Origin of the sequence: Rhodococcus sp. YH1, from assembly GCF_009939605.1 — a bacterium.
In the GTDB taxonomy this organism is placed as follows: Bacteria; Actinomycetota; Actinomycetes; order Mycobacteriales; family Mycobacteriaceae; genus Rhodococcus; species Rhodococcus aetherivorans.
Window position 1 is genome coordinate 85,265 of sequence record NZ_WVTE01000109.1, and the last position, 26,157, is coordinate 111,421.

The following is a 26,157-nucleotide window of genomic DNA, read 5'->3' on the forward strand; positions in this document are numbered from 1 at the left end:
TGTCGCGGGCGTCAGATGACGATCGGCGCGCCGGTGAGCAGGCTCCAGAGACCCAGGCCGAGGTACACGACGGTGCCGATGGCCGACCGGATCGGATCGTCCGTGAGGAAACCTTCTGCGGCCCAACCGACGAACTCCGTGAACAGTTCCGAGGATCCCATGCTGCATCCTTCCGAGAGGCGAGGCAGGTCGTGAACCGTGGTCGTGAACCAAATCGACCGACCGGATTGTTTCGTTACACCTCCCGGTGCCCGCTCCGTCGGCGGTGCGGCACAATCTCCCCATGCCGCTCATCCAGATCAGCCAGACCCCCGGTCTCACCGTCGAACAGAAGCGCGCCACCATCGAGGCGGTGACCAAGGCCTACGCCGAGGCAACCGGCAAGGATGCGACGTCGGTGTGGGTGACCATCACCGAGGTGCCGCGGGAGCAGTGGGGCGTCGGGGGTGTCCCGCTCGGGTGAGGTGCACCGCCCCCGGGACAGGGCGCCCCGCGACGGGCGCTGCCGGCCGTCGATCTCGGCGAGCGGATCCTGGCAGGATCGGCGTATGGCGTCCGCGAATCTGACCCGAGCCGAAACCGCCGAGCGTTCCCGGGCGGTGACGGTCCGCAGCTACCGGGTGGAACTCGACCTGCGCGGCGCCCCGGATGCCGGGAGCGCCTGTTTCGCGACCACGACGACGGTCGAGTTCACGGCAGCCGCGGACGCGACGTGGCTCGACTTCCTCGGCGCCGGCGTCGAGTCGGTCGTGCTCAACGGCGAGCCGGTGCCCGTCCGCTACGACGGCGCGCGCATCGCGCTGAGCGGCCTGCGTGAGCACAACGTCGTCACCGTCGTCGCCGCCGCGGAGTACAGCCGGTCCGGTGAGGGCCTGCACCGGTACGTCGATCCGGCCGACGGGCAGACCTACCTGTACACGCAGTACGAACCCGCGGACGCGCGACGGGTGTTCGCGTGCTTCGAGCAGCCGGATCTGAAGGCGCCGTTCACGTTCGTCGTGTCCGCCCCGGCGAAATGGCAGGTGCTGTCCAATCAGCATGTCGCCGAACGCGAGTCGATCGGCGACGCGCAGAAGGTGGTGTTCGCACCGACGCTGCCGATCTCCACCTACATCACCGCGATCGTGGCGGGCCCGTACCACCACGCCGAATCTTCTTGGAGCCGGAACGAACTCGCGGTGCCGCTCGCCGTGCTGTGCCGCGCCTCCCTGGCGCGGTACCTCGACGCCGACACGATCTTCGAAGTGACCCGGCAGGGAATGGACTTCTACGCCGACCACTTCGGCTACCCCTACCCGTTCGGCAAGTACGACCAGGTGTTCGTCCCCGAATACAACCTCGGTGCCATGGAGAACCCCGGGTGCGTCACCTTCACCGAGGCGTACGTGTTCCGCGGAGCCGCCACCGCCGCGCAGTACCAGGCCCGCGCGAACACGATCCTGCACGAGATGGCCCACATGTGGTTCGGGGACCTCGTCACCATGAAGTGGTGGGACGACCTGTGGCTCAAGGAGTCGTTCGCCGACTACATGGGCTCGCTGGTCAGTGCCGAGGCCACCGAGTGGACCGACGCCTGGGTCGCCTTCGCCAACCGGCGCAAGGCCTGGGCCTATCTGCAGGACCAGTTGCCCACGACCCACCCGATCGTCGCCGACATCGTCGACCTCGAGGCCGCCAAACTGAACTTCGACGGCATCACGTACGCGAAGGGCGCGGGAGTCCTCAAACAACTCGTCGCGTACGTGGGGCGGGACGCCTTCTTCGAGGGTGCACGGCGCTACTTCCGCCGGCACGCCTTCGGGAACACCACCCTCGCCGATCTGCTCACCGAGTTGTCGGCGACCTCGGGACGAGACCTCTCGGGGTGGGCGCGCGCCTGGTTGCAGACCACCGGCGTGTCGACCCTGATGCTCGAGGACGCGGGGGAGGGACGGTCCGCGATCGTCCAGACGCCGGCGCGGCCCCACCGGCTGGCTGTGGGCCACTACGACTTCGACGAGGCCGGCGACCTGGTCTGCCGGCAGCGGGTCGAGGTCGACCTGGAGGCCGAGCGCACACCGATCGAGTCGGCGGCCGCGCCGCTGATCCTGCTCAACGACGCCGACCTGACCTACGCCAAGGTGCGGCTCGACCCGCGGTCGCTGGAGACGGTGGAGCATTCGCTCGATCGTGTCGTCGACCCGCTGGCCCGGGGGTTGATCTGGTCGGCGTTGTGGAACGCCACCCGCGACAGCGAGCTGACCGCGGCGCGGTACCTGTCCATGGTCCGCGGATTCGCGGTGGCCGAACCGAATCCGGCCCTGCTGGCCGCACTGCTGGCGAACGCACCCTACGCGATCGAGCACTTTCTGCCCGCCGCGAGCCGGTCCCGGCAGCGTCGCGTCTGGCTCGAGGCGGCATGGACGGCCGTGTGCGCCGCCACCCCGGGATCGGGTGAGCAGCTCGCCTGGGCCCGCGCGGTCGCCGCGGCCGCCACTGTCGACGACGCCCACGCCGCCGACCTGCGCGCGATCCTCGACGGCACCGGTCCGGCACCCGCGGGGCTGCCGCTGGACCCGGATCTGCGCTGGCAGATGTGGACCGCGCTGGCGGCGACCGGGCACGCGGAGCCGGCCGATCTCGACGGCGAACTCGCCCGCGACGACACCGGTTCCGGACGGACCGCGCACCTGCGCGCCCTGGCCGCGCGACCGCTCGCCGCGGTCAAGGCGCAGGCCTGGAGTGCGGTCTTCTCCGACACGGCGCTGTCGAACGAGCACCTCGACGCCACCATCGCGGGGTTCCGGGCCGGGGCGCACCGGGATCTGATCGCCCCGTACGACGACGACTACTTCGCCGCGCTCCGGGCGGTGTGGTCCGAGCGCAGCATCGAGATCGCGCGCCGGATCGTGGTCGGTCTGTTCCCCGCCGGAAACACGCTCGGGCCGTGCGACCGGTGGCTCGACGCGCACGCCGACGCCCCGGCGGCGTTGCGGCGCCTGGTGATCGAGCAGCGCGACCATCTGGCCCGCGATCTGCGGGCCCAGGGTTTCAACGGGTGAGGGTTCGACGGGTGAGCGGCCGCGGCCACAGCGGGGGTGCACCCTGCCCGGTCAGGCCTTCCCGGTACCGGCGGCGATGCCCTTGTCGAGCTGGGTGAGCAGCGCGGTACCGAGGTCGGTCAGCGCGGCGACCTGATCGTCGTCGAGGCCCTGGAACACCAGGGCCTGGACGGTCGCGACGTGACCGGGTGCCGCCTCGACGAGCTTGGTCATGCCGGCGTCGGTGAGCACCGCGTACGAGCCGCGCGTGCCGGGCACGCTCCGGCGGCACACCCATCCGGCGTTCTCCAGCTTGGTCACCACGTGCGACAGCCGGGACAGCGACGCGTTCGACAGCTGTGCCAGCTCGGACAGCCGCAGCCGCCGCTCGGGTGCCTCGGACAGCTCGGCGAGGACCGAGTAGTCGAAGTGGGTGAGCGCGGAGTCGCGCTGCAGCTGCGTGTCCAGCGCGGCCGGCAGGCGGGTGATCAGCGCCACCAGCTTCCGCCAGGCCCGCTGCTGGGATGCGGTCAGCCACTCGGTGTCGTCGATCTGTGCGGAACCCACTGATGCACCGTCCTTTCTCGATCGTCCACCCTATCGGGACGGCCGGCGCGGGACGCCGGGCGTCCGTCGGGGCGGGCGGTCAGGGGCGCTGTCCCATGCCGGTGGCGACCTCGTGCAGCCGGCGGCCCACGCTGTCCTCCGCCAGCGGCGGTGTCGGCAGCCCGGCGCCGTCGCGGAGCCCGGTGAGGAACTCCTCGAGGGTGGCGCTCGGCGAGAACCGGGGAATCCACTCGAGGTCGGTGCGGGCGCGGGTGCAGTCCATGAGCGGCAGCCGCAGCACCGTGTCGACCAAGCCGGGGGAGGCGGGGGCGAGCCGTGCGTGCCAGGCCGCGGCGACGGCCGCGTGCAGCGCCGCCGGCGGGACGGGCACCGTGCGGGCGCCGAGGATCTCGGCGAGGACCTCGGCGTCGACGGGGGGTTCGGCGGCGAGGTTGAATGCGCCCCGCACCGGCCGGAGCACGGCCCGGACGTAGGCGTCGGCGGCGTCGTCGGTGTGCAGGACCTGCATCCGCAGTCCGGCGGTTCGGGGGACGACCGGCAGGGCCCGGACGAGGCGGCCGGGGAGGAGCGGCCCGGCGAACAACCGGCGCTGCGCGGTCGCGGACTCGCGCTTGAAGAGGAATCCGGGACGCATCCGGACCACCCGGATGTCGGGGTGCCGCAGTTCGAACGTGTCGAGCCAGCGTTCGAGGTACGCCTTCTCCCGCGGGTACGCCGCGCCGGGCCAGCCGTGGGTGGGCCAGCGCTCGTCGACCCGTTCGTCCTGCGGTCCCGGCGAGTAGGCGCCGACCGACGACGCGTGGACGAGGGTGGGCACGCCCACCTCGGCGACGGTCTCGAACACCCGGATCGATCCGAGCACGTTGTTGCGCCAGGTGATCTCGGGTTTGTGCGTGGGCTGGAAGAGCCAGGCGAGGTGGACGACGGCCGCCGCGTCGCGCAGCAGCTCGTGCAGGTCGTCGTCGGCGACGTCGGCGACGACGAACTCGGTCTTGCGGCAGCGCCAGTCGGTGGGGCGGCGGGCGATGCCGACCACCGATCCGACTGCGTCCTGGGCGCCGAGCGCCGCCGTGACGCTGGTGCCCACGTTTCCGGTCGCGCCCGTGACGACCACCTTCAGGCCCTCTGTTCCGGTCATGGGGGGCGGATACCCGCGCCCGCGCCGATCCATCCCCGCAGGCCGGGAACATTTCGGACGGTGCCGGTGCTGTATCGGGTAGTATTGTTGAAGCTTCAACCTTAGGAGTCCGTGTGAGCCCCATGCCCGCCCTGTTCCTCAGCCACGGCGCACCGCCCCTGGTCGACAGCGCGACGTGGGTGGCGCAGCTGCAACGCTGGGCCGCCGACCTGCCGACCCCCACCGCGATCCTCGTGGTCTCCGCGCACTGGGAGTCCGCGCCGCTGACCATCGGTGCCACCACCACCGGCACCCCGCTCGTGTACGACTTCGGCGGCTTTCCCCGCCGCTTCTACGAGGTCACCTACCCCGCGCCCGGCGCCCCCGACCTCGCACGCAAGGTGGCCGCGCTGATGCCCGACGGCGAACCGGTCGTGCAGCAGCCACACCGCGGTCTCGACCACGGCGCGTACGTGCCGCTCACCGTCATGTACCCGGACGCGGACATCCCGGTCCTGCAGATCTCGCTGCCCACCCTCGATCCGCAGCGCCTGCTCGCGCTCGGCCGGCGGCTGCGCCCGCTCCGGGAGGAGGGGGTGCTCGTCATCGGCTCCGGCTTCACCACGCACGGCCTGCCGTTCCTGCGCGACCCGCGCCCCGAGGCCGTCGCGCCCGGCTGGTCCGCCGAGTTCGACGCCTGGGCCGCCGAGCGGCTCGCTGCCGGCGACGTCGACGGCCTGCTCGACTTCCGCACCCGGGCGCCCGGCATGCCGTACGCCCACCCCACGATCGAGCACTTCGCCCCGCTGTTCGTCACCCTCGGCGCGTCGAGCGACCCGGAGCAGGCGCCCCGGCAGGTGATCGACGGGTTCTGGATGGGCCTGGCCAAGCGTTCCGTCCAGGTGGACTGACCGTCAGTCCCGGCTCGCGCGCCGGGCCCGCAGCACCGCGAGCGCTCGATCCGCGTGCACGCCGGGGCGCACCTCGCTGGCGATCACCTCGAGGACGGTGCGGTCGGTGTCCAGCACGAAGGTGGTCCGCTTGACCGGCGAGAGCCGGCCGAGCAGCCCCCGGCGCACCCCGAACTGCGCCGCCACCGCGCCGTCCGGATCGGACAGCAGCGGGTAGTCGAACGACTGCCGCGTCGACCACGCGCCCAACCGGTCCACCGGGTCGGTGCTGATCCCGACCCGGGTGGCGCCGACGTCGGCGAACTCGGCCGCCAGATCCCGGAAGTGGCACGCCTCGGCCGTGCAGACCGGGGTGAACGCGGCCGGGTAGAAGAACAGCACCACCGGCCCGTCCGCCAGCAGCGCGGACAGCGTCCGCGGACGGCCGTCCTGGTCGCTCGACGTGAAATCGGGGGCGATGTCACCGGCTCTCATGTCCGGCGACGCTACCGCGGCCGCGCCCGCCGCGGCAGGCCCTGGGATGATGGGCGCCATGTCCGGCGAGCCCACCACCATCCCCGCAGCGGCCCCCGACCTCACCGAGGGCGGCCGACCCGACTCCACCACCACCCGCGAGCAGTTCCGGCTGCTCGCCGCCGAGCACCGCGTCGTTCCGGTGACCCGCAAGGTGCTCGCCGACGCGGAGACCCCGCTGTCGGCGTACCGCAAGCTCGCCGCCGACCGGCCCGGCACCTTCCTGCTCGAGTCCGCCGAGAACGGCCGGTCGTGGTCGCGGTGGTCGTTCATCGGAGCCGGCAGCCCGGCCGCGCTCACCGTCGTCGACGGGGAGGCCACCTGGTACGGCCACGTGCCCGCCGGCGCCCCCACCGGGGGCGACCCGCTCGACGTGCTGCGCCGGACCCTGGAGCTGCTGCACACCGAGCGGCTGCACGGCCTGCCGCCGCTGACCGGCGGCATGGTCGGCTACCTCGGCTACGACGTCGTGCGACGGATCGAGCGGCTGCCCGAGCACGCCGTCGACGACCTGCAGATCCCCGAGACGGTGATGATGCTCGCCACCGACCTCGCCGCCGTCGACCACCACGAGGGTGCGATCACGCTCATCGCCAACGCCGTCAACTGGGACGGCTCCGACGAACGCGTCGACGAGGCCTACGACGACGCGGTGGCCCGGCTGGACCGGATGACGGCGGCCCTGGCCGCGCCCGCCCCGTCGACCGTCTCCACGTTCGCCCGGCCCGCCCCCGACTACCGGCGCCAGCGCACGACCGAGAGCTTCGGCGCCGACGTGCGCCGGCTCATCGGCGAGATCGAGGCCGGCGAGGCGTTCCAGGTGGTGCTGTCCCAGCGCTTCGAGATCGACTGTCACGCGGCGCCGATCGACGTGTACCGGATGCTGCGCGCCTCCAACCCGAGTCCGTACATGTTTCTCATGCACGTCCCCGACGGCTCCGGCGGCACGGCGTTCTCCATCGTGGGCTCGAGCCCGGAGGCGCTCGTGACCGTCGCCGACGGGGTCGCCACCACCCATCCCATCGCCGGGACGCGCTGGCGCGGCGCCAGCGAGGAGGACGACATCCTCCTCGAGAAGGACCTCCTCGCCGACGAGAAGGAGAACGCCGAGCACCTCATGCTCGTCGACCTGGGCCGCAACGACCTCGGGCGGGTGTGCGAGCCCGGCACCGTCAAGGTCCACGACTACCGGCACATCGAGCGCTACAGCCACGTCATGCACCTGGTCTCCACCGTCACCGGCCGCCTCGCCGCGGGCCGGCACGCCCTTGACGCGGTCACCGCGTGCTTCCCCGCCGGCACCCTGTCCGGCGCGCCCAAGGTCCGGGCGATGGAACTGATCGACGAACTCGAGCCGACCCGCCGCGGCATCTACGGCGGCATCGTGGGCTACCTCGATTTCGCCGGCGACGCCGACACCGCCATCGCCATCCGCTCGGCCCTGGTCAAGGACGGCGTCGCCTACGTGCAAGCCGGTGCCGGCGTCGTCGCCGACTCCGATCCGGTCTACGAGGACACCGAGGCCCGCAACAAGGCCATGGCCGTGCTCTCCGCCGTCGCCGCGGCCGGCACCCTCACCTCGTACGAGGGGGACCGCAGGTGAGCGCCACCCGCGCGCCCCGGCGGCGGGCCGGCGCGGTCGCCGCGCTGCTGCTCGCGATCGGCGCCGTCGCGCTGTGGGGCGCGAGCCGCCTGACCTGGGTGACCGTCACGTCCTCCGACGGCCTCGGCGAGGACCGGGTCACCACCTTCGTCGGCGGCACCTGGGCGGCGGCGCTGACTCCGCTCGCGCTGACGCTGCTGGCGGCCGTCGCGGCGTCGTTCGCGGTGCGCGGATGGGCGCTGCGGATACTGGCCGTGCTCGTCGCGGTCGTCGCGGTCGCCGCCGCCGTCCCGGCGGTGGGGCTGCTCGCCGGCGGCGCCGACGACGCGACCGCGGCGCGCATCGCGGAGCTGCCCGCACGCGCCGAGGTCACCTCCCTCACCGTCGCGGCCGGGCCGGCCGTGCTCGCCCTCGCCGGCGCCGTGGCCGCGCTGGCCGCCGCGGTGCAGCTGTGGCGCACCCCGCGGGCCGAGGCCGGACTGTCGTCGAAGTACGACAGCCCGGCCGCCCGCCGCGAGGCCACCACCCGCCGGGACACCGCCGACGAGCCGGTCACCGAACGCACCCTGTGGGACGCGCTCGACGCGGGCGAGGACCCCACGGTGGACGTCGCCGACGACCCGGCCGCCGATCGAGGGGGAGAGGGCGGCGCCGACGATTCGGGGACCCGCCGCACGGGCCGGTGAGCGCGCACACTACTCTTCAAGAAACTCCGATGAGTTTTCTCACATCGGATTGACAGGGGCGAAAGGACTTCGAGCCACGATGACAGTTCTCGACTCGATACTCGAAGGGGTGCGCGCCGACGTCGCCGCCCGGGAGGCGGTCCTCGACTTCGCCGCGGTCAAGGCCGCCGCTGCCGCCGCGCCCCCGCCGATCGACGCCAAGGCCGCGTTGCTCGAGCCGGGAATCGCCGTCATCGCCGAGGTCAAGCGGGCCAGCCCGTCGAAGGGGGCGCTCGCCGACATCACCGACCCCGCCGAACTCGCCAAGGCCTACGAGGCCGGCGGTGCCCGCGCGATCAGCGTGCTCACCGAGCAGCGCCGCTTCCAGGGCAGTCTCGACGATCTCGACGCCGTGCGGCGCGCGGTGCGGATCCCGGTGCTGCGCAAGGACTTCATCGTCGGCCCGTACCAGATCCACGAGGCGCGTGCCCACGGCGCGGACATCGTGCTGCTCATCGTCGCCGCGCTCGAGCAGCCCGTGCTGACGTCGCTGATCGACCGCGTCGAATCTCTCGGCATGACGGCGCTCGTCGAGGTGCACACCGAGGAGGAGGCGACCCGTGCCCTCGAGGCCGGCGCCACCGTCATCGGGGTCAACGCCCGCAACCTCAAGACCCTCGAGGTCGACAAGAGCACGTTCGCCCGCATCGCGCCGGGACTGCCGACCGAGGTCGTCAAGATCGCCGAGTCCGGCGTGCGCGGTCCCTCCGACCTGCTCACCTACGCCGGCGCGGGTGCCGACGCGGTGCTCGTCGGCGAGGGACTGGTGACCAGCGGCGACCCGCGCCACGCGGTCGCCGAACTGGTCACCGCCGGCACCCATCCGTCCTGCCCGAAGCCCGCACGCTGACCGCATTCCGGCGCGGCGCCGACGGGCCGGACCCGGCGACGGGCCGGGGCCGCCGTTGGGGCAGACTGGACGGGTGAGCACAGACGATCCCGTACTTTCCGCCAAGGGCCGCGGTCTGCCCCGCATGAGCGCCGCAGTGGCCGAGCACACCGCGCACGAACCCGACCCCGGCGGCCACTTCGGGGTCTTCGGCGGCCGGTTCGTCCCCGAGGCGCTGATGGCGGTGATCGAGGAGGTCACCGCCGAATACGACAAGGCGCGGGTCGACAACGGATTCCTCGACGAACTCGATCGGTTGCAGCGCGACTACACCGGCCGGCCCTCCCCGGTGTACGAGGCCAAGCGGCTGAGCGAACACGCCGGCGGCGCCCGGATCGTGCTCAAGCGCGAGGATCTCAACCACACCGGCTCGCACAAGATCAACAACGTGCTCGGTCAGGCCCTGCTCGCCCAGCGGATGGGCAAGACCCGGGTCATCGCGGAGACCGGTGCCGGGCAGCACGGCGTCGCCACCGCCACCGCCTGCGCCCTGCTCGGCCTCGACTGCGTCGTCTACATGGGCGAGGTCGACACCGAGCGGCAGGCCCTCAACGTCGCCCGGATGCGCCTGCTCGGCGCCGAGGTCGTCGCCGCGACCAGCGGTTCGCGCACCCTCAAGGACGCGATCAACGAGGCCATGCGCGACTGGGTCACCAATGCCCACAACACCTACTACTGTTTCGGCACCGCCGCCGGCCCGCACCCGTTCCCCATGATGGTGCGCGACTTCCAGCGCATCATCGGCCTCGAGGCGCGGGCACAGGTGCAGGCGCTCACCGGCCGGTTGCCCGACGCCGTCACCGCCTGCGTCGGCGGCGGATCCAACGCCATCGGCATCTTCCATGCCTTCATCGACGACCCCGGTGTCCGCCTGGTCGGCTTCGAGGCCGGCGGCGACGGGGTGGAAACCGGGCGGCATGCCGCCACCATCACCGGCGGCACGCCCGGCGCGCTGCACGGCGCCTACTCCTACCTGCTGCAGGACGAGGACGGCCAGACCATCGAGTCGCACTCGATCTCCGCCGGCCTGGACTACCCCGGCGTCGGACCCGAGCACTCCTACCTCAAGAACATCGGCCGCGCCGACTACCGGCCCGTCACCGACGCCGAGGCCATGGAGGCGTTCTCGCTGCTCTCGCGCACCGAGGGCATCATCCCCGCCATCGAGTCGGCGCACGCCGTCGCCGGGGCCCTGAAGCTGGGCCGCGAACTCGGCTCCGGCGCCGTCGTGCTGGTCAATCTGTCCGGCCGGGGCGACAAGGACGTCGACACCGCCGCGCGGTGGTTCGGGCTCCTTCCCGCCGACCCCGCCACCTCCGACACGACGGAAGGATCCGCGCAGTGAGCGCCCAGCAGCCGCAGTCCCGCCTCGGTGAGGTCTTCGCCCGATGCAAGGCCGAGAACCGCGCCGCGCTCGTCGGCTACCTGCCCGCCGGATACCCCGACCTGCCGCGCTCGATCGAGGCGTTCGAAGCGCTCGTGCAGGCCGGCTGCGACATCGTCGAGGTCGGCATCCCCTACAGCGACCCGGTGATGGACGGACCCACCATCCAGGCCGCCGCCGACGAGGCGCTCACCGCGGGCTTCCGGGTGCGGGACGTGTTCCGCGTCGTCGAGGCCGTCGCCGCGGCCGGCGGCCACGCCGTCGTGATGACCTACTGGAACATCGTCCTCAAGTACGGGATCGACGACTTCGCCCGCGACCTCGCTGCCGCCGGGGGACTGGGGATCATCACCCCGGACCTCATCCCCGACGAGGCCGAGCAGTGGATCGCGGCGGCGGACCGGCACGGGCTCGACCGCATCTTCCTGGTCGCCCCGTCGTCGACCGCCGAGCGCCTCGTCATGACCGTCGACTCCTGCCGCGGGTTCGTCTACGCCACCTCCACGATGGGCGTGACCGGCGCCCGCGACGCCGTCTCCGACATGGCGCCCGAACTCGTCGCCCGGGTGCGGGAGCACTCGCAGATCCCCGTGGGTGTCGGCCTGGGCGTGCGGTCCCGGGAACAAGCCGCGCAGATCGCCGCCTACGCGGACGCGGTGATCGTCGGCTCGGCGCTGGTGGCCGCCGTGGCGCAGGGCCCCGACGCGTTGCGCACGCTCACCACGGAACTCGCGGAGGGCGTGCGCTCGGCTAGCGTGGCCACGTGACCTCCACCGCCGTACCCGCCGCCGCTACCGTCCTGGCGTATCTGCCGAGTCCACCGCAGGGGGTGTGGTACCTCGGGCCGATCGCGCTGCGGGCCTACGCCCTGTGCATCATCGTCGGGATCGTCGTCGCCATCTTCTGGGGCGACCGCCGCTGGGTCGCCCGTGGCGGCGAGCCGGGCACCGTCCTCGACGTCGCCGTGTGGGCGGTGCCGTTCGGCCTGATCGGAGGGCGCCTGTACCACGTCGCCACCGACTGGCAGAAGTACTTCGGCGCGGGCGCCGACCCGGTCGACGCGCTGAAGATCTGGCAGGGCGGACTCGGGATCTGGGGGGCGGTCGCCCTCGGCGGTGTCGGCGCCTGGATCGGGTGCCGGCGCCGCGGTGTGCCGCTGCCCGCCCTCGGTGATGCGGTGGCCCCGGCGATCCTGCTGGCGCAGGCCATCGGCCGGCTCGGCAACTGGTTCAACCAGGAACTCTACGGCCGGGAGACGACCGTGCCGTGGGGCCTCGAGATCTACGAGCGTCGCAACGACGCGGGACAGACCAGCCCGGACCTGATCGACGGGATCTCCACCGGGCAGGTCGCGGCGGTGGTGCATCCGACGTTCCTGTACGAGCTGGTGTGGAACCTGCTCGTCGTGCTGCTGCTCGTGTTCGTCGACCGGCGCTTCCGTATCGGACACGGCCGGCTGTTCGCGCTCTACGTGGCCGGCTACAGCGCGGGCCGCTTCTTCGTCGAACTCATGCGGTCCGACCCGGCCACCGAGATCGCCGGTATCCGGATCAATTCCTTCACCTCCGCCATCGTGTTCGTCCTCGCCGTCGCCTACGTCGTCTTCGCCCGCAAGGGTCGCGAAGCGCCGGAGGAACTGAAGTCCCGTCACCCGCACGGCGCCACCGCAGCCGCAGCCGATGCCACCGCAACCGGCGACGGGATCGGAGACGGTAGGGCGGCCGACGACGAGAAGCGGGACGGCGCATCCGGGCCCGTGGCATCGGCCGAGGCCGGCGGTAAGGTCGAGACAGGTAGGCGCAGCGAGAACGGAGGGGACAAGTCGTGACCACATCCGACGCGGGATCCCCGGACCCCACGGGCCCGGATCTGCGGAAGAAGGACGAGACGTCCGCCGGACCGGACCTGCGCAAACAGTCCGACGCCGAGGCCGCCCCCGCTGCCGGGTCGAGTGCCGCGCCGCAGGGCGGCGAGCCGGCCCCCACCGCGGAGCTGCCCACGTTCGGCGGCACCGCCGACTACGATCCGACCGCCCAGGCGTCGCTGTCCGTTCCGCCGCCCACCACCGAGTCGACCGCGCCCACGTGGGGCACGGCCGGACCGGGCTGGGACACCTACTCCGGAATGGGCAACGGTCCCGGCTGGGGCACCACGCCGAGCTATCCACCGCCGTCGAGCGAAGCGCAGTACGGCACCGCACACACCGGCGGGACCGAGGCGCCGACCGGCGGGCAGTACGCCGGCAGCGGACCCGTCTACGGGGCCCCCGACCCGCAGTTCCAGAGCGGGCCGCAGTACCCGACCCCGGCCGGGCCGGGCTACGGTCCCACCGGCGGCTACGGTCCCACCGGCTACGGCGCCTACGGCGATCCCTCCGCGCCGTACGGACGGGATCCGGCGACGGGCGAGCCCTACTCCGACAAGTCGAAGACCACCGCGGGCCTGTTGCAGCTGCTGCTGCCCTTCGTCGGGATCTGCGGTGTCGGGCGGCTCTACCTCGGAAGCACCGCGGTCGGCCTCATCCAGCTTCTGGGGCTGTGGATCGGCGGACTGCTGACCATCCTCCTGGTCGGCTTCGTGATCATCCCGGTGATCTGGGTGTGGTCCGTCATCGACGGGATCATGATGCTCACCGGCAGCGTCCGCGACTCCGACGGCCGCCCGCTGCGGCCCTGACCCACCCACCCGACGGCCGGTCGCGCCTCTCGCGCGGCCGGCCGTCGCGCGCGTAGACTGGCCGCCACCGGGACCGATCCCCGGTTCGATCGTCGGGCGGAACTGGTCCGGCCACCCATACCGCAGCGCACGCCCGTCGTGGCGACCCCGTCGGGGCCGCCCATCCGACGACGCGCGACGTCGCCGCCACACCGGCGACGTGGAGGTGGACCGGTGCGGCATTCCGGGATGCCCGAGCCCCGCGGACTCTACGACCCCGACCGCGAATCGGATTCCTGCGGCGTGGGCGCGATCGTCGACCTGCGTGGCCGCAGCACCCACCGCACCGTCGCCGACGCACTCACCGCGCTGCGCAACCTCGGCCACCGCGGCGCCTGCGGTCGCGAACCCGCCAGCGGTGACGGCGCCGGCATCACCCTCGCGGTCCCCGCCGCGCTCCTCGACGCCGTCACCGGCTTCGAGCTCCCGCCGCCGGGGTACTACGCCACCGGCCTGTGCTTTCTGCCCCGCGACCCGCGGCGCCGGGCGACGGCGCGACGGCGGATCCACGCGCTCGCGGCCGAGGAGGATCTCCAGATCCTCGGCTGGCGCGAGGTTCCCGTCGACCCGTCCGGCCTCGGGCGCACCGCCGGAGCGTGCCGACCCCACATCAGCCAGCTGTTCGTCGCCGCCCCGCGCACGGGCGGCGCCCGGCCCGCCGGCGTGGACCTCGACCGGCGGGTGTATCCGCTGCGGCGCCGCGCCGAGCACACCGGCGACGTCTATTTCCCGTCGCTGTCCGCCCGCACCGTCGTCTACAAGGGCATGCTCACGGCACAGCAGTTGCCGGCGTTCTTCCCCGACCTGCGCGATCCGCGCTGCGCCAGCCCGATCGCGCTCGTGCACAGCCGTTTCTCCACCAACACCTTCCCGTCGTGGCGGCTCGCCCAACCGTTCCGGTACAGCGCCCACAACGGCGAGATCAATACGATCCGCGGCAACCGCAACCGGATGCACGCCCGCGAGGGACTCCTGCGCACCGGCCTGCTGCCCGGCGACCTGACCCGGTTGTTCCCGGTCTGCGCCCCCGACATGTCGGACTCGGCCTCCCTCGACGAGGTCCTCGAACTGCTCCACCTCGCCGGGCGCTCGCTGCCGCACGCGGTGACCATGCTCGTCCCGCCCGCATGGGAGAACGAGCCCGACCTCGATCCCCGGCGACGCGCCTTCCACCGCTTCCACGCCGCGCTGCTCGAACCGTGGGACGGGCCGGCGTGCCTGCCCTTCACCGACGGACGGCTGTTCGGTGCCGTGCTCGACCGCAACGGGCTGCGACCCGGCCGGTGGTGCCGCACCGCCGACGACCGCGTCCTGTTCGGCAGTGAAACCGGAATCCTCGACCTGCCACCGGAACACATCGTGCACAAGGGCCGGCTCGAGCCGGGCCGGATGCTCCTCGTCGACACCGTCGCCGGCCGCATCGTGCCGCCCGACGAACTGCTCGACACCCTCGCCGCCGCCCACCCCTACGGTCGGTGGCTGCGTGACGGGCAGATCGACCTGGCGGATCTGCCCCGCCGGGGCGGGCACCCCGCCCCGGACCACGACCAGGGCCGGACGCACCGGCTGTTCGGGTACACCCGCGAGGACCTCGAGGTGCTGCTCGAACCGATGGCCGCGACCGGTGCCGAACCGCTCGGCTCGATGGGCGCCGACATCGCCCCCGCGGTGCTGTCGCCGCGTCCCCGGCTGCTCTACGACTACGTCGTCGAATTGTTCGCGCAGGTCACCAACCCGCCGTTGGACGCGATCCGCGAACGGGTCGTCACCTCGATGCGGCGCGTCGCCGGCCCGGAGGACAACCTGTTCGACGCGTCCCCGAAGTCGTGCCGGCAACTGGTGCTCCCCGGCCCGGTTCTCGACACCGACGAACTCGCCGCCGTCGCGGCACTCGGCCCGGACGGGCCGCGCCCGGACCTCGCCTCCCGGGTACTGCCCGCGCACTTCGCGGCCGGCGGCGACCCCGGCGAGGCCCTCGCCGCCGGGCTCGCGGACCTGCGCCGCGCCGCCGACGCCGCCATCGACGCCGGCCGGGGCATCCTGATCGTCACCGACCGCGGTTGCGGGCCGGACCGCGTCCCCATCCCCTCCCTGCTCGCCGTCTCCGCCGTGCACCACCACCTCGTCCGCACGCGGCGGCGCACCCGCGTCGCGCTGATCGCCGAATCCGGGGATGCGCGCGAGGTCCACCACGTGGCCGCGCTCGTCGGATTCGGCGCCGCGACGGTGTGCCCCTACGTCGCCCTCGACACCGTGCGCTCACTCGCGGCCGCCGGGCGCATCCCCGGCACGGACCCGGCGACGGCCGCGGCGAACTACCGGCGCGCCGTCGTCTCCGGGGTTCGCGAGGTGATGGCCAAGCTCGGAATCTCCACCCTCGCCTCGTACACGGCGGCGCAGACATTCGAGGCCGTCGGCCTTGCCCGCGAGGTCGTGGACGCGTATCTTCCCGGCACCGTCTCCCGGCTGGGCGGCGCGAGCCTCGCCGACCTGGCCCGCGACGCCCGTCGCCGGCACCGGACCGCCTTCGAGAACCGGTGCGCCGAAACGGCTCTCGACAGTGGGGGCGTCTACCGGTATCGACGCGACGGCGAACCTCACCTGTTCACCCCGGAGACGGTGTTCCTGCTGCAGCACGCGACCCGCACCGGGCGGGTGGACGTCTACGCGCGGTACTGCGCCGAGATCGACCGGCTCGCCGCCGCGGGCGGAACCCTGCGCGGGCTGTTGCGCACCGTCGCCGCGGATCCGATCCCGCTCGACGAGGTCGAGCCGGTGGAGGACATCGTGCGCCGCTTCGCCACGGGGGCGATGAGCTACGGTTCGATCTCCGGTGAGGCGCACGAGACCCTCGCCGTCGCGATGAACCGCCTCGGCGGCCGGTCGAACTCGGGGGAGGGCGGGGAGGATCCCGACCGCCTCGGTGACCCGCTGCGCCGCAGCGCCGTCAAGCAGGTCGCCAGCGGCCGCTTCGGTGTCACCGCCGCCTACCTCGCCGACGCGACCGACCTGCAGATCAAGATGGCGCAGGGAGCGAAACCCGGTGAGGGTGGCCAGCTTCCCGGCCACAAGGTGTACCCGTGGATCGCCCGTACCCGGCACGCCACCACGGGCGTCGGACTGATCTCCCCGCCGCCGCACCACGACATCTACTCCATCGAGGACCTCGCCGAACTCGTCCACGACCTGCGGTGCGCCAACCCGCAGGCCCGCATCCACGTCAAGCTCGTCAGCGGCGTCGGCGTCGGCATCGTCGCCGCCGGCGTCGCCAAGGCCCATGCCGACGTGGTGCTGATCTCCGGCCACGACGGCGGCACCGGGGCGGCCCTGCTCACCGCCCTGCAGCACACCGGCACCCCGTGGGAGATCGGGCTCGCCGAAACCCAGCAGACCCTCGTGCTGAGCGGCCTGCGCGACCGCATCACCGTGCAGTGCGACGGCGGGCTGCGCACCGGCCGCGACGTGATGATCGCGGCGCTGCTCGGCGCCGAGGAGTTCGGGTTCGCCACGGCACCCCTGGTGGTCCTCGGCTGCATCCTCATGCGGGTGTGCCACCTCGACACGTGTCCCGTCGGCATCGCCACCCAGAACCCCGAACTGCGGGAGAAGTTCACCGGCAGAGCGGAATTCGTGGAGCAGTTCTTCCGGTTCGTCGCCGGGGACGTGCGCCGGCGGCTCGCGGCGCTGGGCCTGTCCCGCCTCGACGACGCCGTCGGCCGGGTCGACCTGCTCGAACCCGACGCGGCACTCGAGCACTGGCGTCGCCGGGGACTCGACCTCGCACCCCTGTTCACCCCGCCGGCCGACGCCCTCGGGGCACCCCCGCAGCGCCGCCGTACCCGCCCCGCGGCCGGACCGCCCGACGCGCCGCTGGACCGTGACCTCATCGCCCGCGCGGCCCCCGCCCTCGACGACGGCCGTCCCGTGCATCTCACCGCCGCCGTCACCAACCGCGACCGCGCCGTCGGCACCCTGCTCGGCTGGACCACCGGTCGACGGTGCCCCACCGGCCTGAGCGACGACACGGTGCGGATCGATTTGTACGGCAGCGCCGGGCAGTCCCTCGGTGCCTTCCTGCCCGTCGGCATCACCGTCACCGTCACCGGCGACGCCAACGACTATGTCGCCAAGGGCCTGTCCGGCGGACGGGTGGTGGTGCGCCCCGACCCGGCCGCGCCGTTCGACCCGCACGAGCAGATCGTCGCCGGCAACACCGTCCTGTACGGGGCCACCTCCGGGGAGTTGTTCCTGCACGGCCGGGTGGGGGAGCGCTTCGCGGTGCGCAATTCCGGCGCCGACGCCGTGTGCGAGGGCACCGGCGACCATGCCTGCGAGTACATGACCGGGGGCCGCGTCGTGATCCTCGGCGCCACCGGCCGCAACCTCGGCGCCGGCATGTCCGGGGGGCTGGCCTACGTCCTCGACCTCGAGCCCGGCCGCGTCAACACCGCCTCCGTGCAACTGCAGCCCGTCGACGACGGCGACCTCGCTCCGCTGCGTGACCTGATCGCCCGCCACCACGCGCGCACCGGATCGGCGGTCGCCGGGGAGATCCTCGCCGAATGGCCCGGCAGTGCGGTCCGGTTCACCGCGGTGGTGCCCGAGGATCTGATCCGCGTCCGCGCCGCGGCGTGCGAGCGCCCCACCCCGGTGGGAGCCGACGGTGCCTGATCCCCGCGGATTCCTGCGCTACGACCGACGCGAACCGCCGCGCCGGCCCGCCGCCGAGCGCGTCCGCGACTGGGCGGAGGTGCACCGGGCGCAGCCCCCGGACGAGGAGGCGCTCTCGATCCGGGAGCAGGCCGCCCGCTGCATGGACTGCGGTATCCCCTTCTGCCACAGCGCCGGCACCGGCTGCCCGCTCGGCAACCTCATCCCCGAATGGAACGACCTGGTGCGTCGTGACCTGTGGGCCGAGGCCGCCGACCGGCTGCACGCCACCGACAACTTCCCCGAGTTCACCGGCCGGCTGTGCCCGGCACCCTGTGAATCCGCCTGCGTGCTCGCCCGGGACGACCACACCGCGGGCGTGACCGTCGAACGGATCGAGCGGGCGATCGCCGACCGGGCCTGGGCCGACGGCCGCGTGCCGCCGCGCCCCCCGGCCCGCGGCACCGGGAGATCCGTCGCCGTCGTCGGCTCCGGACCGGCGGGTCTCGCCGCGGCCCAGCAGCTCACCCGCGCCGGACACGCCGTGACCGTCCTCGAACGCGCCGACCGGCTCGGCGGACTGCTGCGCTACGGCATCCCGGCGTTCAAGATGGACAAGGCCCTCGTCGACAGGCGCCTCGCGCAGATGCGCGCCGAGGGCACGGTCTTCCGCACCGGCACCGAGGCCGGGATCGACCCGGATGTCGCCACGCTGCGGGCCGGCTTCGACGCGGTGGTCCTCGCGGTCGGGGCCGGCCGCGCCCGCGACCTGGCCGTCCCGGGGCGGGAACTCGGCGGGGTGCACCCCGCGATGGAGTACCTCGTCGCCGCCAACCACGAGTGCGAGGGCGACGGGCCCGCGGCCCTCACCGCCGCCGGACGGCACGTGGTGATCGTCGGCGGCGGGGACACCGGCGCCGACTGCTTCGGCACCGCACTGCGTCAGGGCGCGCGTTCCGTCACCCAGCTCGACTATCGGCCCCGGCCGCCCGGACGCCGCGACGAGGACGTCACGCCGTGGCCGCTCGCGCCGTGGGTGCTGCGAACGGCGCCCGCGCACGAGGAGGGCGGGACCCGCCGGTTCGAAGTGACGGTGCAGCGCTTCGTCGGTTCCCGTGGGCGGGTGCGGGCGCTCGAACTGGCCGAGGTCGACGCGCGCCGCCTCCCCCTCGGGGACCCCTTCGAGATTCCCTGCGACCTCGCCCTCCTCGCCGTCGGCTTCGAGGGGGTCCAGCGCGGACCGCTCCTCGACGTTCTCGGCCTGACCCCCGGCGTCCGGGGCACTCTCGACTGCGACGAGCGCTGGCAGACCTCGGCCCCGGGGGTGTTCGTGTGCGGCGACGCCCACCGCGGTGCGTCGCTGGTGGTGTGGGCGATCGCCGAGGGACGCGCGGCGGCGCGCGGTGTGGACGCGTTCCTCACGGGCGAGTCGGCGCTGCCGGCGCCGGTCCATCCCCGGTCGCTGCATCTGGACCCCCGGCGTTTCCCGGCTCGGCCGCCCGGGTAGGCCACCCGGGAGCGGCGCACCCGTCGCCGCAGGAAAGGAGCGTCATGAGCACGATCACCGAGTCGGTCGACGTCCATGTCCCGATCCGTACGGCCTACAACCAGTGGACGCAGTTCGAGGAGTTCCCCCGTTTCATGGAGGGCGTCGAGCGGATCCGCCAGATCGACGACACCCACACCCACTGGGTCGTCAAGGTCGCCGGCGGGACGAAGGAGTTCGACGCCACGATCACCGAGCAGCATCCCGACGAGCGCGTCGCATGGAGGTCCGACGCCGGGCCGGACCACGCCGGCGTGATCACCTTCCACCGGCTCGACGACACCACCACGCGGGTCACCGCGCAGATGGACATCGACCCCGAGGGCTTCTTCGAGAACGTCGCCGACAAGCTCGGCCTCCTCGATCGCCGCGTGAAGAGCGACATGCGGCACTTCAAGCAGTTCATCGAGGAACGCGGCGTCGCCGACGGCGCATGGCGCGGTGAGGTCGATCGTCCCGGCCCGTGACCGTGGACTTCCGGCCGAAGGAGACCCCGTGACGGAGAAGAAGCCGACCGACGGCAACCGGCCCAAGGGGGGCCGGCCCGGCCCGGTGGACGAGGGCAAGAACGGCGGCATGGCGACTCGGGAGCACGCCCCGGAAATCGCCGAGAACCCCACCGCCGAGAACTCCACCGACGACTGATCGCAGAGGCCGGAAGGGGCGATGCGGCCGAACCGCATCGCCCCTTCCGCCGTCGCACGGGCTGTCGACGGTCACGGCGTGCCGGGGTCGAGGGCGTCCTCCGTCGGCGCCGCCCGACCCGGCTTCGAGCCCGCGCCCGGCTGTGATTCAGGCGCTCGCGGCCGCGGTGGTGCCGGATCCGCTCGCGCGCAGGTCCGTGAGGAAGGCGTTGGCCCACCGGTCGACGTCGTGGTGGAGCACCTGGGTGCGCAGGGACTGCATCCGGCGCGCCGCCGTCGCCGGTTCCTCGGTGGCGGCGATGACGATCGCGCGTTTGACGGCGTCGAGATCGTGCGGGTTGACCAGATGAGCGCGGCGCAGCTCGCTGGCCGCCCCGGTGAACTCGCTCAGAACGAGGGCACCGGTGCCGTCGGTGCGGCAGGCGATGTACTCCTTGGCGACGAGGTTCATGCCGTCGCGCAGGGGTGTGACGAGCATGACGTCCGCCGCGCTGTACAGGGCCATGAGCTCGTCGCGGTCGACGGGCCGGTGCAGGTAGTGCACCACCGGTCGGCCCAGCTGCCCGTACTCGCCGTTGAGGTGGCCGACCTTGCGCTCGATGTCCTCGCGCAACTGGGCGTAGGCGGACACGCGCTCGCGACTCGGGGTGGCCAGCTGCACCATGACGACCTTCTCGGGGTCGAGGGTGCCCTCGTCGAGCAGCTCGTGCAGCGCTTCGAGCCGAATGTCGATGCCCTTGGTGTAGTCGAGCCGGTCCACGCCCAGCAGCAGGGTCTCGGGGTTGCCGAGTTCCTCGCGAACCTGCGCGGCCCGCTCGCGGATGTGGGGGGACCGGACGCGTTCGGCGAAGTGGGCCGAGTCGATCGAGATGGGGAAGGCGCCGACCTGCACCCGCCGGTCGCCGACGTCGACGGTGCCCACGCACGAGTCCAGGTCGGAGTGCGCGCTCGTGTGCAGACCGAGCAGCCGCTGTGCCAGGAACAGGAAGTTGCGGGCGCCGCCGGGCAGGTGGAAGCCCACCAGGTCGGCGCCGAGCAGGCCCTCCACGACGGCGGTGCGCCACGGCAGTTGCAGGAACAGCTCGGTGGGCGGGAAGGGGATGTGCAGGAAGAAGCCGATCTTCAGGTCGGGCCGGAGGTCGCGCAGCATCTTGGGCACGAGCTGGAGCTGGTAATCGTGCACCCACACCGTCGCGCCCGGGGCGGCCGCGTCGGCCGCGGCCTCGGCGAAGCGGCGGTTGACCGCGACGTATGTCCGCCACCACGTGCGGTCGTAGGCGGGAGCGACGATCGCGTCGTGGTACAGCGGCCACAGCGTCGCGTTGGAGAATCCCTCGTAGTAGCCGGCGACCTCGCCTTCGGTGAGGGAGACCGGATGCAGCGTGATGCCGTCCTCGGTGAACGGATCGAAGGCGACGTCGGGGGCGCCGGGCCAGCCCACCCACGCGCCGTCGGCGGCGCGCAGCACCGGCTCCAGGGCGGTGACGAGCCCGCCCGGGCTGCGGCGCCACCCGCCGCGCCCGTCGTCGGCCGACGGGTCGTAGTCCACGGGGAGCCGATTGGCCACCACCACCAGGTCCGCTGCGGTCATCGCGTCGCGCCTCCTTGCTCGACACCGGGGCCGGTCGCTCCGGCGACTGCCGTCGAACTCGTACTTATGACAAGTAGTTTTTGTGTATCACTCGGGGCGGGGCGCGGAGGCACTTCGCCGCGCTCGGTATCCCGGGAAGCGACGCCCCCGCACCCCGCTGGTAGATAATCTGTCTCGCACAATAGAAATTTTGTCAAATGGAAGATGCAATTACCGCGGAACACCGGCCCGGTGCGGTGCGACGGGGAGGGTATCGACGATGTCCTTGCCGCGGAGGGTGGCACGGGCTTGCTTGCCGGCGGTTTCGGCGCCCGGGTGCCGGGGTAATCCGGCTGCGGGGTGCCCGGCACCTACGTGCCGACACCGGCGGGCCGGCGAGACGGCCCGCGGAGGTACTACACACGAGCCTGTAGGAGGAATCGAAGATGGCGAAGTTCACCGTCCCCGGCCTGAGCGACAGCGAGGGCGTCCGGGTGGCCGAAGTGCTGCAGAATCGGCTCAGCGCCTACAACGACCTGCACCTCACCCTCAAGCACGTTCACTGGAACGTCGTGGGACCGAACTTCATCGGCGTGCACGAGATGATCGATCCGCAGGTCGACGCGGTCCGCGGATTCGCCGACGACGTCGCCGAACGCATCGCCGCGCTCGGGTCGTCCCCGAAGGGGACCGCGGGCGCGATCGAGAAGGACCGCTCGTGGGACGACTACTCGGTGGGGCGGGACACCGCCCAGGCCCACCTCGCCGCCCTCGACCTGGTGTACGACGGCGTGATCGGGGACTGCCGCAAGGCGATTTCTGAGGTCGGGGAGATCGATCCGATCACCGAGGACCTGCTCATCGGGCAGACGCGCGACCTCGAGAAGTTCCAGTGGTTCGTCCGGGCACATCTCGAGAACTCGGCCGGAACCCTCGCGCACGAGGGCGCGCGCACCGAACGGCAGGCCGCGGACGAAGCCCGCTGAGCGGGCGAGCCGCCGGCCGGGTCCTTCGCCCGCCGCTGCGCGCAGACATCACCGGCCGCCGGACAGCGCATTGCACCCCCGCGCCGTCCGGCGGCCGGGGGTGTCCGCTGGAGGTCGCTCAGCTGTTGCCGTTGTCCGCCCGCAGGCGCGCGTTGTCCGACTCGAGTCGCGCATTGGCATCCTCGAGCCGGGCCTTGTCGGATTCCAGGCGAGCCTTGTCCGATTCGAGCCGGGCATTGTGGGATTCGAGACGTGCGTTGTGGGACGCCAGTTCGGCGTGGTTCGACTCGAGGCGGAAGATCTGGGCGATGCCGGCCAGATTGATGCCCTCGGCGAGGAGTTCGCCGATGCGTCGCAGGCGCGCCACGTCCTCGTCGCTGTAGCGGCGGGTGCCGCCTTCGGTGCGCGCGGGGCTGAGCAGTCCGCGGCGTTCGTACAGGCGCATGGACTGCGGATCGACCCCGGACAGCTCGGAGGCCACCGAAATGCCGTAGACACCGCGGCGGGAGTGCGGTAGCGGCTCCTTCCTCGTTTTCTCCATTTCAGATTCCCTCGTTCGGTGTCCTCGCTGCCATGGCCTCCGGTGTGCCGAATCTACCCGATCGCCACAGGAAACCTTCCGTGCCGGAGACAATTCCCGGGCGACGCCGGCGCGGGCTCGGACCGCCGGGAAGCGGGCTCTCCGGTACGAATATCTCTCTTGTATGACACACATTTTATGCATCGCGTGGGGTGGCCGCGATCGATGCCGCGCCGTTTCCGTGCCCCGCCCCCGCCGTCCGGACGGGAGTGCCGTCCTGCGCCGCGGGCGCACCCCGCCGGATCCGTCTCCGTCACAGGGGGTTCCGCGGGCCGCTCCGGCACCGACGAGATCGGGCGCCGCATCCGGCGGAGGTACGGGGACGGCCGGACCGATGCCCGGGGCAACCGGACGTCGGCCCTCGGCCGAGCGGGCACGGCGTCGGCTGTGCTCCGCCACCGCCGCACGGGTACTAGGCTCGACCGCGTGACCCGACGCACCAAGATCGTTTGCACCATGGGCCCGGCCACGGCAGACCCCGAGGTCCTGAGGGAACTCGTCGACGCCGGGATGGACGTGGCCCGCCTCAACTTCAGCCACGGCGAACACGCCGATCACGAGGCCCACTACCGCCGCGTGCGGGAGGCCTCCGATACCAGCGGGCATGCCGTCGGCATCCTCGCCGACCTGCAGGGCCCGAAGATCCGCCTCGGCCGGTTCGCCGAGGGGCCGACGGTGTGGAATACCGGCGAGATCGTCCGGATCACCGTCGACGACGTCGAGGGAACCCACGACCGGGTCTCGACCACCTACAAGCAGCTCGCCGACGACGCGCGCCCGGGGGATCGCCTGCTCGTCGACGACGGCAAGGTCGGCTTGGTCGTCGAGCACGTCGAGGGCAGGGATGTGGTCTGCCGCGTCACCGAGGGTGGGCCGGTCAGCAACAACAAGGGCGTGTCCCTGCCGGGGATGAACATCTCGGTTCCGGCGCTGTCGGAGAAGGACATCGAGGATCTCGAGTTCGCCATGCGGCTCGGCGTGGACTTCGTCGCCTTGTCGTTCGTGCGCTCCCCGGCCGACATCGAGCTCGTGCACGAGGTGATGGATCGGGTGGGCCACCGCGTGCCGGTGATCGCCAAGCTCGAGAAGCCCGAGGCCATCGAGAATCTCGAGGCGGTCGTGCTGGCGTTCGATGCGGTGATGGTCGCCCGCGGTGACCTCGGCGTCGAGATGCCGCTCGAGGAGGTGCCGCTGGTGCAGAAGCGGGCGATCCAGATCGCCCGCGAGAACGCCAAGCCCGTCATCGTGGCCACGCAGATGCTCGAGTCGATGATCGAGAACTCCCGGCCGACCCGCGCCGAGGCCTCCGACGTCGCCAACGCGGTCCTCGACGGTGCGGACGCGGTGATGCTCTCCGGCGAGACGTCGGTGGGCAAGTACCCGGTCGAGACGGTGCGGACGATGGCCCGCATCATCGCGGCCGTGGAGTCCGATCCCACCCGGGTGCCGGCGCTGACCCACGTGCCGCGCACCAAGCGCGGGGTGATCTCCTACGCGGCGCGCGACATCGGCGAGCGGCTCGACGCCAAGGCGCTGGTGGCGTTCACCCAGTCCGGCGACACGGTGCGGCGCCTGGCGCGGCTGCACACCCGGCTGCCGCTGCTGGCGTTCACCCCGGTCCCGCACATCCGCAGCCAGCTGGCGCTGACATGGGGCACCGAGACCTTCTCCGTCGAGCCGGTCGACACGACCGACGTGATGGTGCAGCAGGTCGACGCGGCGCTGCTCTCGCTCGGCCGGTACCAGCGCGGCGACCTCGTGGTCATCGTGGCCGGGTCCCCGCCCGGCCGCTCCGGGTCGACCAACCTGATCCACGTGCACCGGATCGGGGAGAAGGACACCCATTGAGCCGTCGCACCGCGACCGATCTCGAGGTCCTCGTCGACCTGCTCGATCTCGAGCAGGTCGACGAGGACCTCTACCGGGGTGAGCACCCGATCCAGGTGGGCAGCCGCACCTTCGGCGGCCAGCTCGTCGCTCAGGCCCTGATCGCGGCCGGCCGCACGGTCGGGGACCGGCCGGTGCACGCGCTCAACGCCCACTTCATCCGCGGCGGCGACGTCAAGGCGCCGATCGAGTACCGGGTGGTCCGGCACCGCGACGGCCGGGATTTCGCGAACCGCATGGTCACCGCCTCCCAGAACGGCCAGGAGCTGTTCGTCATGCTCGCCGCCTTCCAGCGGTGGGGCAAAGGGCTCGAACATGCGGTGAGCGTTCCCGAGGTGCCCTACCCCGATGTGCTGCCGCCGCTCGGGGACCACCTGTCCGGGTTCGAGGATCACCTGCCGCACTTCGTCAACGCCCTCAAGCCGATCGACATGCGGTACGCCAACGACCCCGCCTGGATCCTCAAGGGCACCGGGGAACGTCTCTCGCACAACCGGGTGTGGATGCGCGCCGACGGCGCGCTGCCCGAGGATGCGCTCCTGCACGCCGCCACCCTGGCCTACAGCTCCGATACCACCGTGCTCGACTCGATCCTCACCACCCACGGGCTGTCCTGGGGGCTGGACCGGATCGTCGCCGCCACCGTCAACCACTCCATGTGGTTCCACCGGCCGGTCCGGTTCGACGAGTGGATTCTGTACGCCACCGAGTCCCCGGTCGCGGCGGGATCGCGCGGGCTGGCGACGGGCCGCTACTTCACCCTCGAGGGGGAACTCGTGGCGACGGTCGTGCAGGAGGGACTGATCCGTCATTTCCCGCGCCGCGGCTGACGTGGGCGACCGTGTCCGCG

The 26,157-nt window shown here is 72.4% G+C and carries 23 protein-coding genes; 17 read left to right on the top strand and 6 right to left on the bottom strand.

The window, feature by feature from the left end:
* Nucleotides 1–11: 11 nt before the first annotated feature.
* Entirely contained in the window at nucleotides 12–161 is a 150-nt protein-coding gene (locus AIIKEEIJ_RS32555) for a hypothetical protein (protein WP_006936980.1), read from the bottom strand.
* Between the two features lie 122 nt (nucleotides 162–283).
* On the opposite strand from AIIKEEIJ_RS32555, the gene AIIKEEIJ_RS10585 reads away from it, so the two are divergent.
* The gene (locus tag AIIKEEIJ_RS10585) at nucleotides 284–463 is read left to right on the top strand and encodes a tautomerase family protein (protein ID WP_029544072.1); all 180 of its coding nucleotides are present in this window, start codon (nucleotides 284–286) and stop codon (nucleotides 461–463) included.
* Nucleotides 464–548: 85 nt separating this feature from the next.
* A complete protein-coding gene (gene pepN, locus AIIKEEIJ_RS10590) occupies nucleotides 549–3,041 on the top strand; it encodes an aminopeptidase N (RefSeq protein WP_065922508.1) in 2,493 nt (830 codons plus the stop codon).
* A 51-nt stretch (nucleotides 3,042–3,092) separates the two neighbouring features.
* On the opposite strand, the gene AIIKEEIJ_RS10595 is transcribed toward pepN, so the two are convergent.
* On the bottom strand, nucleotides 3,093–3,587 hold the full coding sequence (locus AIIKEEIJ_RS10595) for a MarR family winged helix-turn-helix transcriptional regulator (RefSeq protein WP_006936971.1): 495 nt from the start codon (nucleotides 3,585–3,587) through the stop codon (nucleotides 3,093–3,095).
* A 79-nt stretch (nucleotides 3,588–3,666) separates the two neighbouring features.
* Complete coding sequence (locus AIIKEEIJ_RS10600) at nucleotides 3,667–4,725, bottom strand: NAD-dependent epimerase/dehydratase family protein (RefSeq protein WP_050035337.1); 1,059 nt, start codon at nucleotides 4,723–4,725, stop codon at nucleotides 3,667–3,669.
* A gap of 122 nt (nucleotides 4,726–4,847) precedes the next feature.
* Here AIIKEEIJ_RS10600 and AIIKEEIJ_RS10605 point away from each other — a divergent pair, with 122 nt between their 5' ends.
* Nucleotides 4,848–5,615, top strand: a complete 768-nt coding sequence (locus AIIKEEIJ_RS10605; protein WP_037200939.1) for a dioxygenase family protein — start codon at nucleotides 4,848–4,850, stop codon at nucleotides 5,613–5,615.
* A gap of 3 nt (nucleotides 5,616–5,618) precedes the next feature.
* Here the strand turns inward: AIIKEEIJ_RS10605 and AIIKEEIJ_RS10610 are convergent, their stop codons facing one another.
* On the bottom strand, nucleotides 5,619–6,089 hold the full coding sequence (locus AIIKEEIJ_RS10610) for a peroxiredoxin (protein ID WP_006936968.1): 471 nt from the start codon (nucleotides 6,087–6,089) through the stop codon (nucleotides 5,619–5,621).
* Nucleotides 6,090–6,147: 58 nt separating this feature from the next.
* Between AIIKEEIJ_RS10610 and AIIKEEIJ_RS10615 the strand changes: the two genes are divergently transcribed.
* The 11 genes from AIIKEEIJ_RS10615 (at nucleotide 6,148) to AIIKEEIJ_RS32560 (ending at nucleotide 20,285) form a co-directional block, all read left to right on the top strand.
* Nucleotides 6,148–7,731, top strand: coding sequence for an anthranilate synthase component I (locus AIIKEEIJ_RS10615; RefSeq protein WP_176603628.1), 1,584 nt, complete (start codon nucleotides 6,148–6,150; stop codon nucleotides 7,729–7,731).
* Nucleotides 7,728–8,417 (top strand): TIGR02234 family membrane protein, encoded by a 690-nt coding sequence (locus AIIKEEIJ_RS10620; protein WP_161995604.1) that lies wholly within the window; start codon nucleotides 7,728–7,730, stop codon nucleotides 8,415–8,417. Before AIIKEEIJ_RS10615 ends, AIIKEEIJ_RS10620 begins: the two co-directional genes overlap by 4 nt.
* 79 nt (nucleotides 8,418–8,496) lie before the next feature.
* On the top strand, nucleotides 8,497–9,306 hold the full coding sequence (trpC, locus tag AIIKEEIJ_RS10625; protein WP_006936963.1) for an indole-3-glycerol phosphate synthase TrpC: 810 nt from the start codon (nucleotides 8,497–8,499) through the stop codon (nucleotides 9,304–9,306).
* Between the two features lie 124 nt (nucleotides 9,307–9,430).
* The gene (gene trpB, locus AIIKEEIJ_RS10630; protein ID WP_044475995.1) at nucleotides 9,431–10,690 is read left to right on the top strand and encodes a tryptophan synthase subunit beta; all 1,260 of its coding nucleotides are present in this window, start codon (nucleotides 9,431–9,433) and stop codon (nucleotides 10,688–10,690) included.
* Nucleotides 10,687–11,496, top strand: a complete 810-nt coding sequence (gene trpA, locus AIIKEEIJ_RS10635; protein WP_161995605.1) for a tryptophan synthase subunit alpha — start codon at nucleotides 10,687–10,689, stop codon at nucleotides 11,494–11,496. The genes trpB and trpA overlap by 4 nt, the downstream gene beginning before the upstream one ends.
* Nucleotides 11,493–12,557, top strand: a complete 1,065-nt coding sequence (lgt, locus tag AIIKEEIJ_RS10640) for a prolipoprotein diacylglyceryl transferase (RefSeq protein ID WP_161995606.1) — start codon at nucleotides 11,493–11,495, stop codon at nucleotides 12,555–12,557. Before trpA ends, lgt begins: the two co-directional genes overlap by 4 nt.
* On the top strand, nucleotides 12,554–13,405 hold the full coding sequence (locus AIIKEEIJ_RS10645; RefSeq protein ID WP_072635384.1) for a TM2 domain-containing protein: 852 nt from the start codon (nucleotides 12,554–12,556) through the stop codon (nucleotides 13,403–13,405). Before lgt ends, AIIKEEIJ_RS10645 begins: the two co-directional genes overlap by 4 nt.
* 228 nt (nucleotides 13,406–13,633) lie before the next feature.
* On the top strand, nucleotides 13,634–18,115 hold the full coding sequence (gene gltB, locus AIIKEEIJ_RS10650; RefSeq protein WP_161995607.1) for a glutamate synthase large subunit: 4,482 nt from the start codon (nucleotides 13,634–13,636) through the stop codon (nucleotides 18,113–18,115).
* Entirely contained in the window at nucleotides 18,108–19,601 is a 1,494-nt protein-coding gene (locus AIIKEEIJ_RS10655; RefSeq protein ID WP_029544041.1) for a glutamate synthase subunit beta, read from the top strand. The genes gltB and AIIKEEIJ_RS10655 overlap by 8 nt, the downstream gene beginning before the upstream one ends.
* 44 nt (nucleotides 19,602–19,645) lie before the next feature.
* Nucleotides 19,646–20,107: an SRPBCC family protein gene (locus AIIKEEIJ_RS10660; protein WP_006947046.1), complete on the top strand. Its 462-nt coding sequence runs from the start codon at nucleotides 19,646–19,648 to the stop codon at nucleotides 20,105–20,107.
* 28 nt (nucleotides 20,108–20,135) lie between these two features.
* Nucleotides 20,136–20,285, top strand: coding sequence for a hypothetical protein (locus AIIKEEIJ_RS32560; RefSeq protein WP_164528073.1), 150 nt, complete (start codon nucleotides 20,136–20,138; stop codon nucleotides 20,283–20,285).
* A 147-nt stretch (nucleotides 20,286–20,432) separates the two neighbouring features.
* Here the strand turns inward: AIIKEEIJ_RS32560 and AIIKEEIJ_RS10665 are convergent, their stop codons facing one another.
* Nucleotides 20,433–21,875, bottom strand: coding sequence for an alpha,alpha-trehalose-phosphate synthase (UDP-forming) (locus AIIKEEIJ_RS10665; RefSeq protein WP_006947050.1), 1,443 nt, complete (start codon nucleotides 21,873–21,875; stop codon nucleotides 20,433–20,435).
* Nucleotides 21,876–22,300: 425 nt separating this feature from the next.
* Here AIIKEEIJ_RS10665 and AIIKEEIJ_RS10670 point away from each other — a divergent pair, with 425 nt between their 5' ends.
* On the top strand, nucleotides 22,301–22,840 hold the full coding sequence (locus AIIKEEIJ_RS10670; RefSeq protein ID WP_006947051.1) for a Dps family protein: 540 nt from the start codon (nucleotides 22,301–22,303) through the stop codon (nucleotides 22,838–22,840).
* Between the two features lie 118 nt (nucleotides 22,841–22,958).
* Here AIIKEEIJ_RS10670 and AIIKEEIJ_RS10675 read toward each other — a convergent pair whose 3' ends face one another.
* Nucleotides 22,959–23,381 (bottom strand): MerR family transcriptional regulator, encoded by a 423-nt coding sequence (locus tag AIIKEEIJ_RS10675; protein WP_006947052.1) that lies wholly within the window; start codon nucleotides 23,379–23,381, stop codon nucleotides 22,959–22,961.
* Nucleotides 23,382–23,846: 465 nt separating this feature from the next.
* On the opposite strand from AIIKEEIJ_RS10675, the gene pyk reads away from it, so the two are divergent.
* Together pyk and AIIKEEIJ_RS10685 are read left to right on the top strand one after the other, a co-directional pair.
* Nucleotides 23,847–25,268 carry a pyruvate kinase gene (pyk, locus tag AIIKEEIJ_RS10680; RefSeq protein WP_006947055.1) on the top strand — a complete coding sequence of 474 codons (1,422 nt, stop codon included), beginning with the start codon at nucleotides 23,847–23,849 and terminating at the stop codon, nucleotides 25,266–25,268.
* Nucleotides 25,265–26,137 (top strand): acyl-CoA thioesterase II, encoded by an 873-nt coding sequence (locus AIIKEEIJ_RS10685; RefSeq protein WP_029544036.1) that lies wholly within the window; start codon nucleotides 25,265–25,267, stop codon nucleotides 26,135–26,137. Before pyk ends, AIIKEEIJ_RS10685 begins: the two co-directional genes overlap by 4 nt.
* Nucleotides 26,138–26,157: the final 20 nt, after the last annotated feature.

Bases quoted from the DNA above. Each gene is read 5' to 3' on its own strand.
- AIIKEEIJ_RS10675 (WP_006947052.1), bottom strand. From the start codon at position 23,381: ATGGAGAAAACGAGGAAGGAGCCGCTACCGCACTCCCGCCGCGGTGTC.
- AIIKEEIJ_RS10610 (WP_006936968.1), bottom strand. From the start codon at position 6,089: ATGAGAGCCGGTGACATCGCCCCCGATTTCACGTCGAGCGACCAGGAC.
- AIIKEEIJ_RS10615 (WP_176603628.1), top strand. From the start codon at position 6,148: ATGTCCGGCGAGCCCACCACCATCCCCGCAGCGGCCCCCGACCTCACC.
- AIIKEEIJ_RS10660 (WP_006947046.1), top strand. From the start codon at position 19,646: ATGAGCACGATCACCGAGTCGGTCGACGTCCATGTCCCGATCCGTACG.
- AIIKEEIJ_RS10585 (WP_029544072.1), top strand. From the start codon at position 284: ATGCCGCTCATCCAGATCAGCCAGACCCCCGGTCTCACCGTCGAACAG.
- AIIKEEIJ_RS10670 (WP_006947051.1), top strand. From the start codon at position 22,301: ATGGCGAAGTTCACCGTCCCCGGCCTGAGCGACAGCGAGGGCGTCCGG.
- pepN (WP_065922508.1), top strand. From the start codon at position 549: ATGGCGTCCGCGAATCTGACCCGAGCCGAAACCGCCGAGCGTTCCCGG.
- trpC (WP_006936963.1), top strand. From the start codon at position 8,497: ATGACAGTTCTCGACTCGATACTCGAAGGGGTGCGCGCCGACGTCGCC.
- AIIKEEIJ_RS32555 (WP_006936980.1), bottom strand. From the start codon at position 161: ATGGGATCCTCGGAACTGTTCACGGAGTTCGTCGGTTGGGCCGCAGAA.
- AIIKEEIJ_RS10605 (WP_037200939.1), top strand. From the start codon at position 4,848: ATGCCCGCCCTGTTCCTCAGCCACGGCGCACCGCCCCTGGTCGACAGC.
- gltB (WP_161995607.1), top strand. From the start codon at position 13,634: ATGCCCGAGCCCCGCGGACTCTACGACCCCGACCGCGAATCGGATTCC.
- trpB (WP_044475995.1), top strand. From the start codon at position 9,431: ATGAGCGCCGCAGTGGCCGAGCACACCGCGCACGAACCCGACCCCGGC.
- AIIKEEIJ_RS10600 (WP_050035337.1), bottom strand. From the start codon at position 4,725: ATGACCGGAACAGAGGGCCTGAAGGTGGTCGTCACGGGCGCGACCGGA.
- AIIKEEIJ_RS10665 (WP_006947050.1), bottom strand. From the start codon at position 21,875: ATGACCGCAGCGGACCTGGTGGTGGTGGCCAATCGGCTCCCCGTGGAC.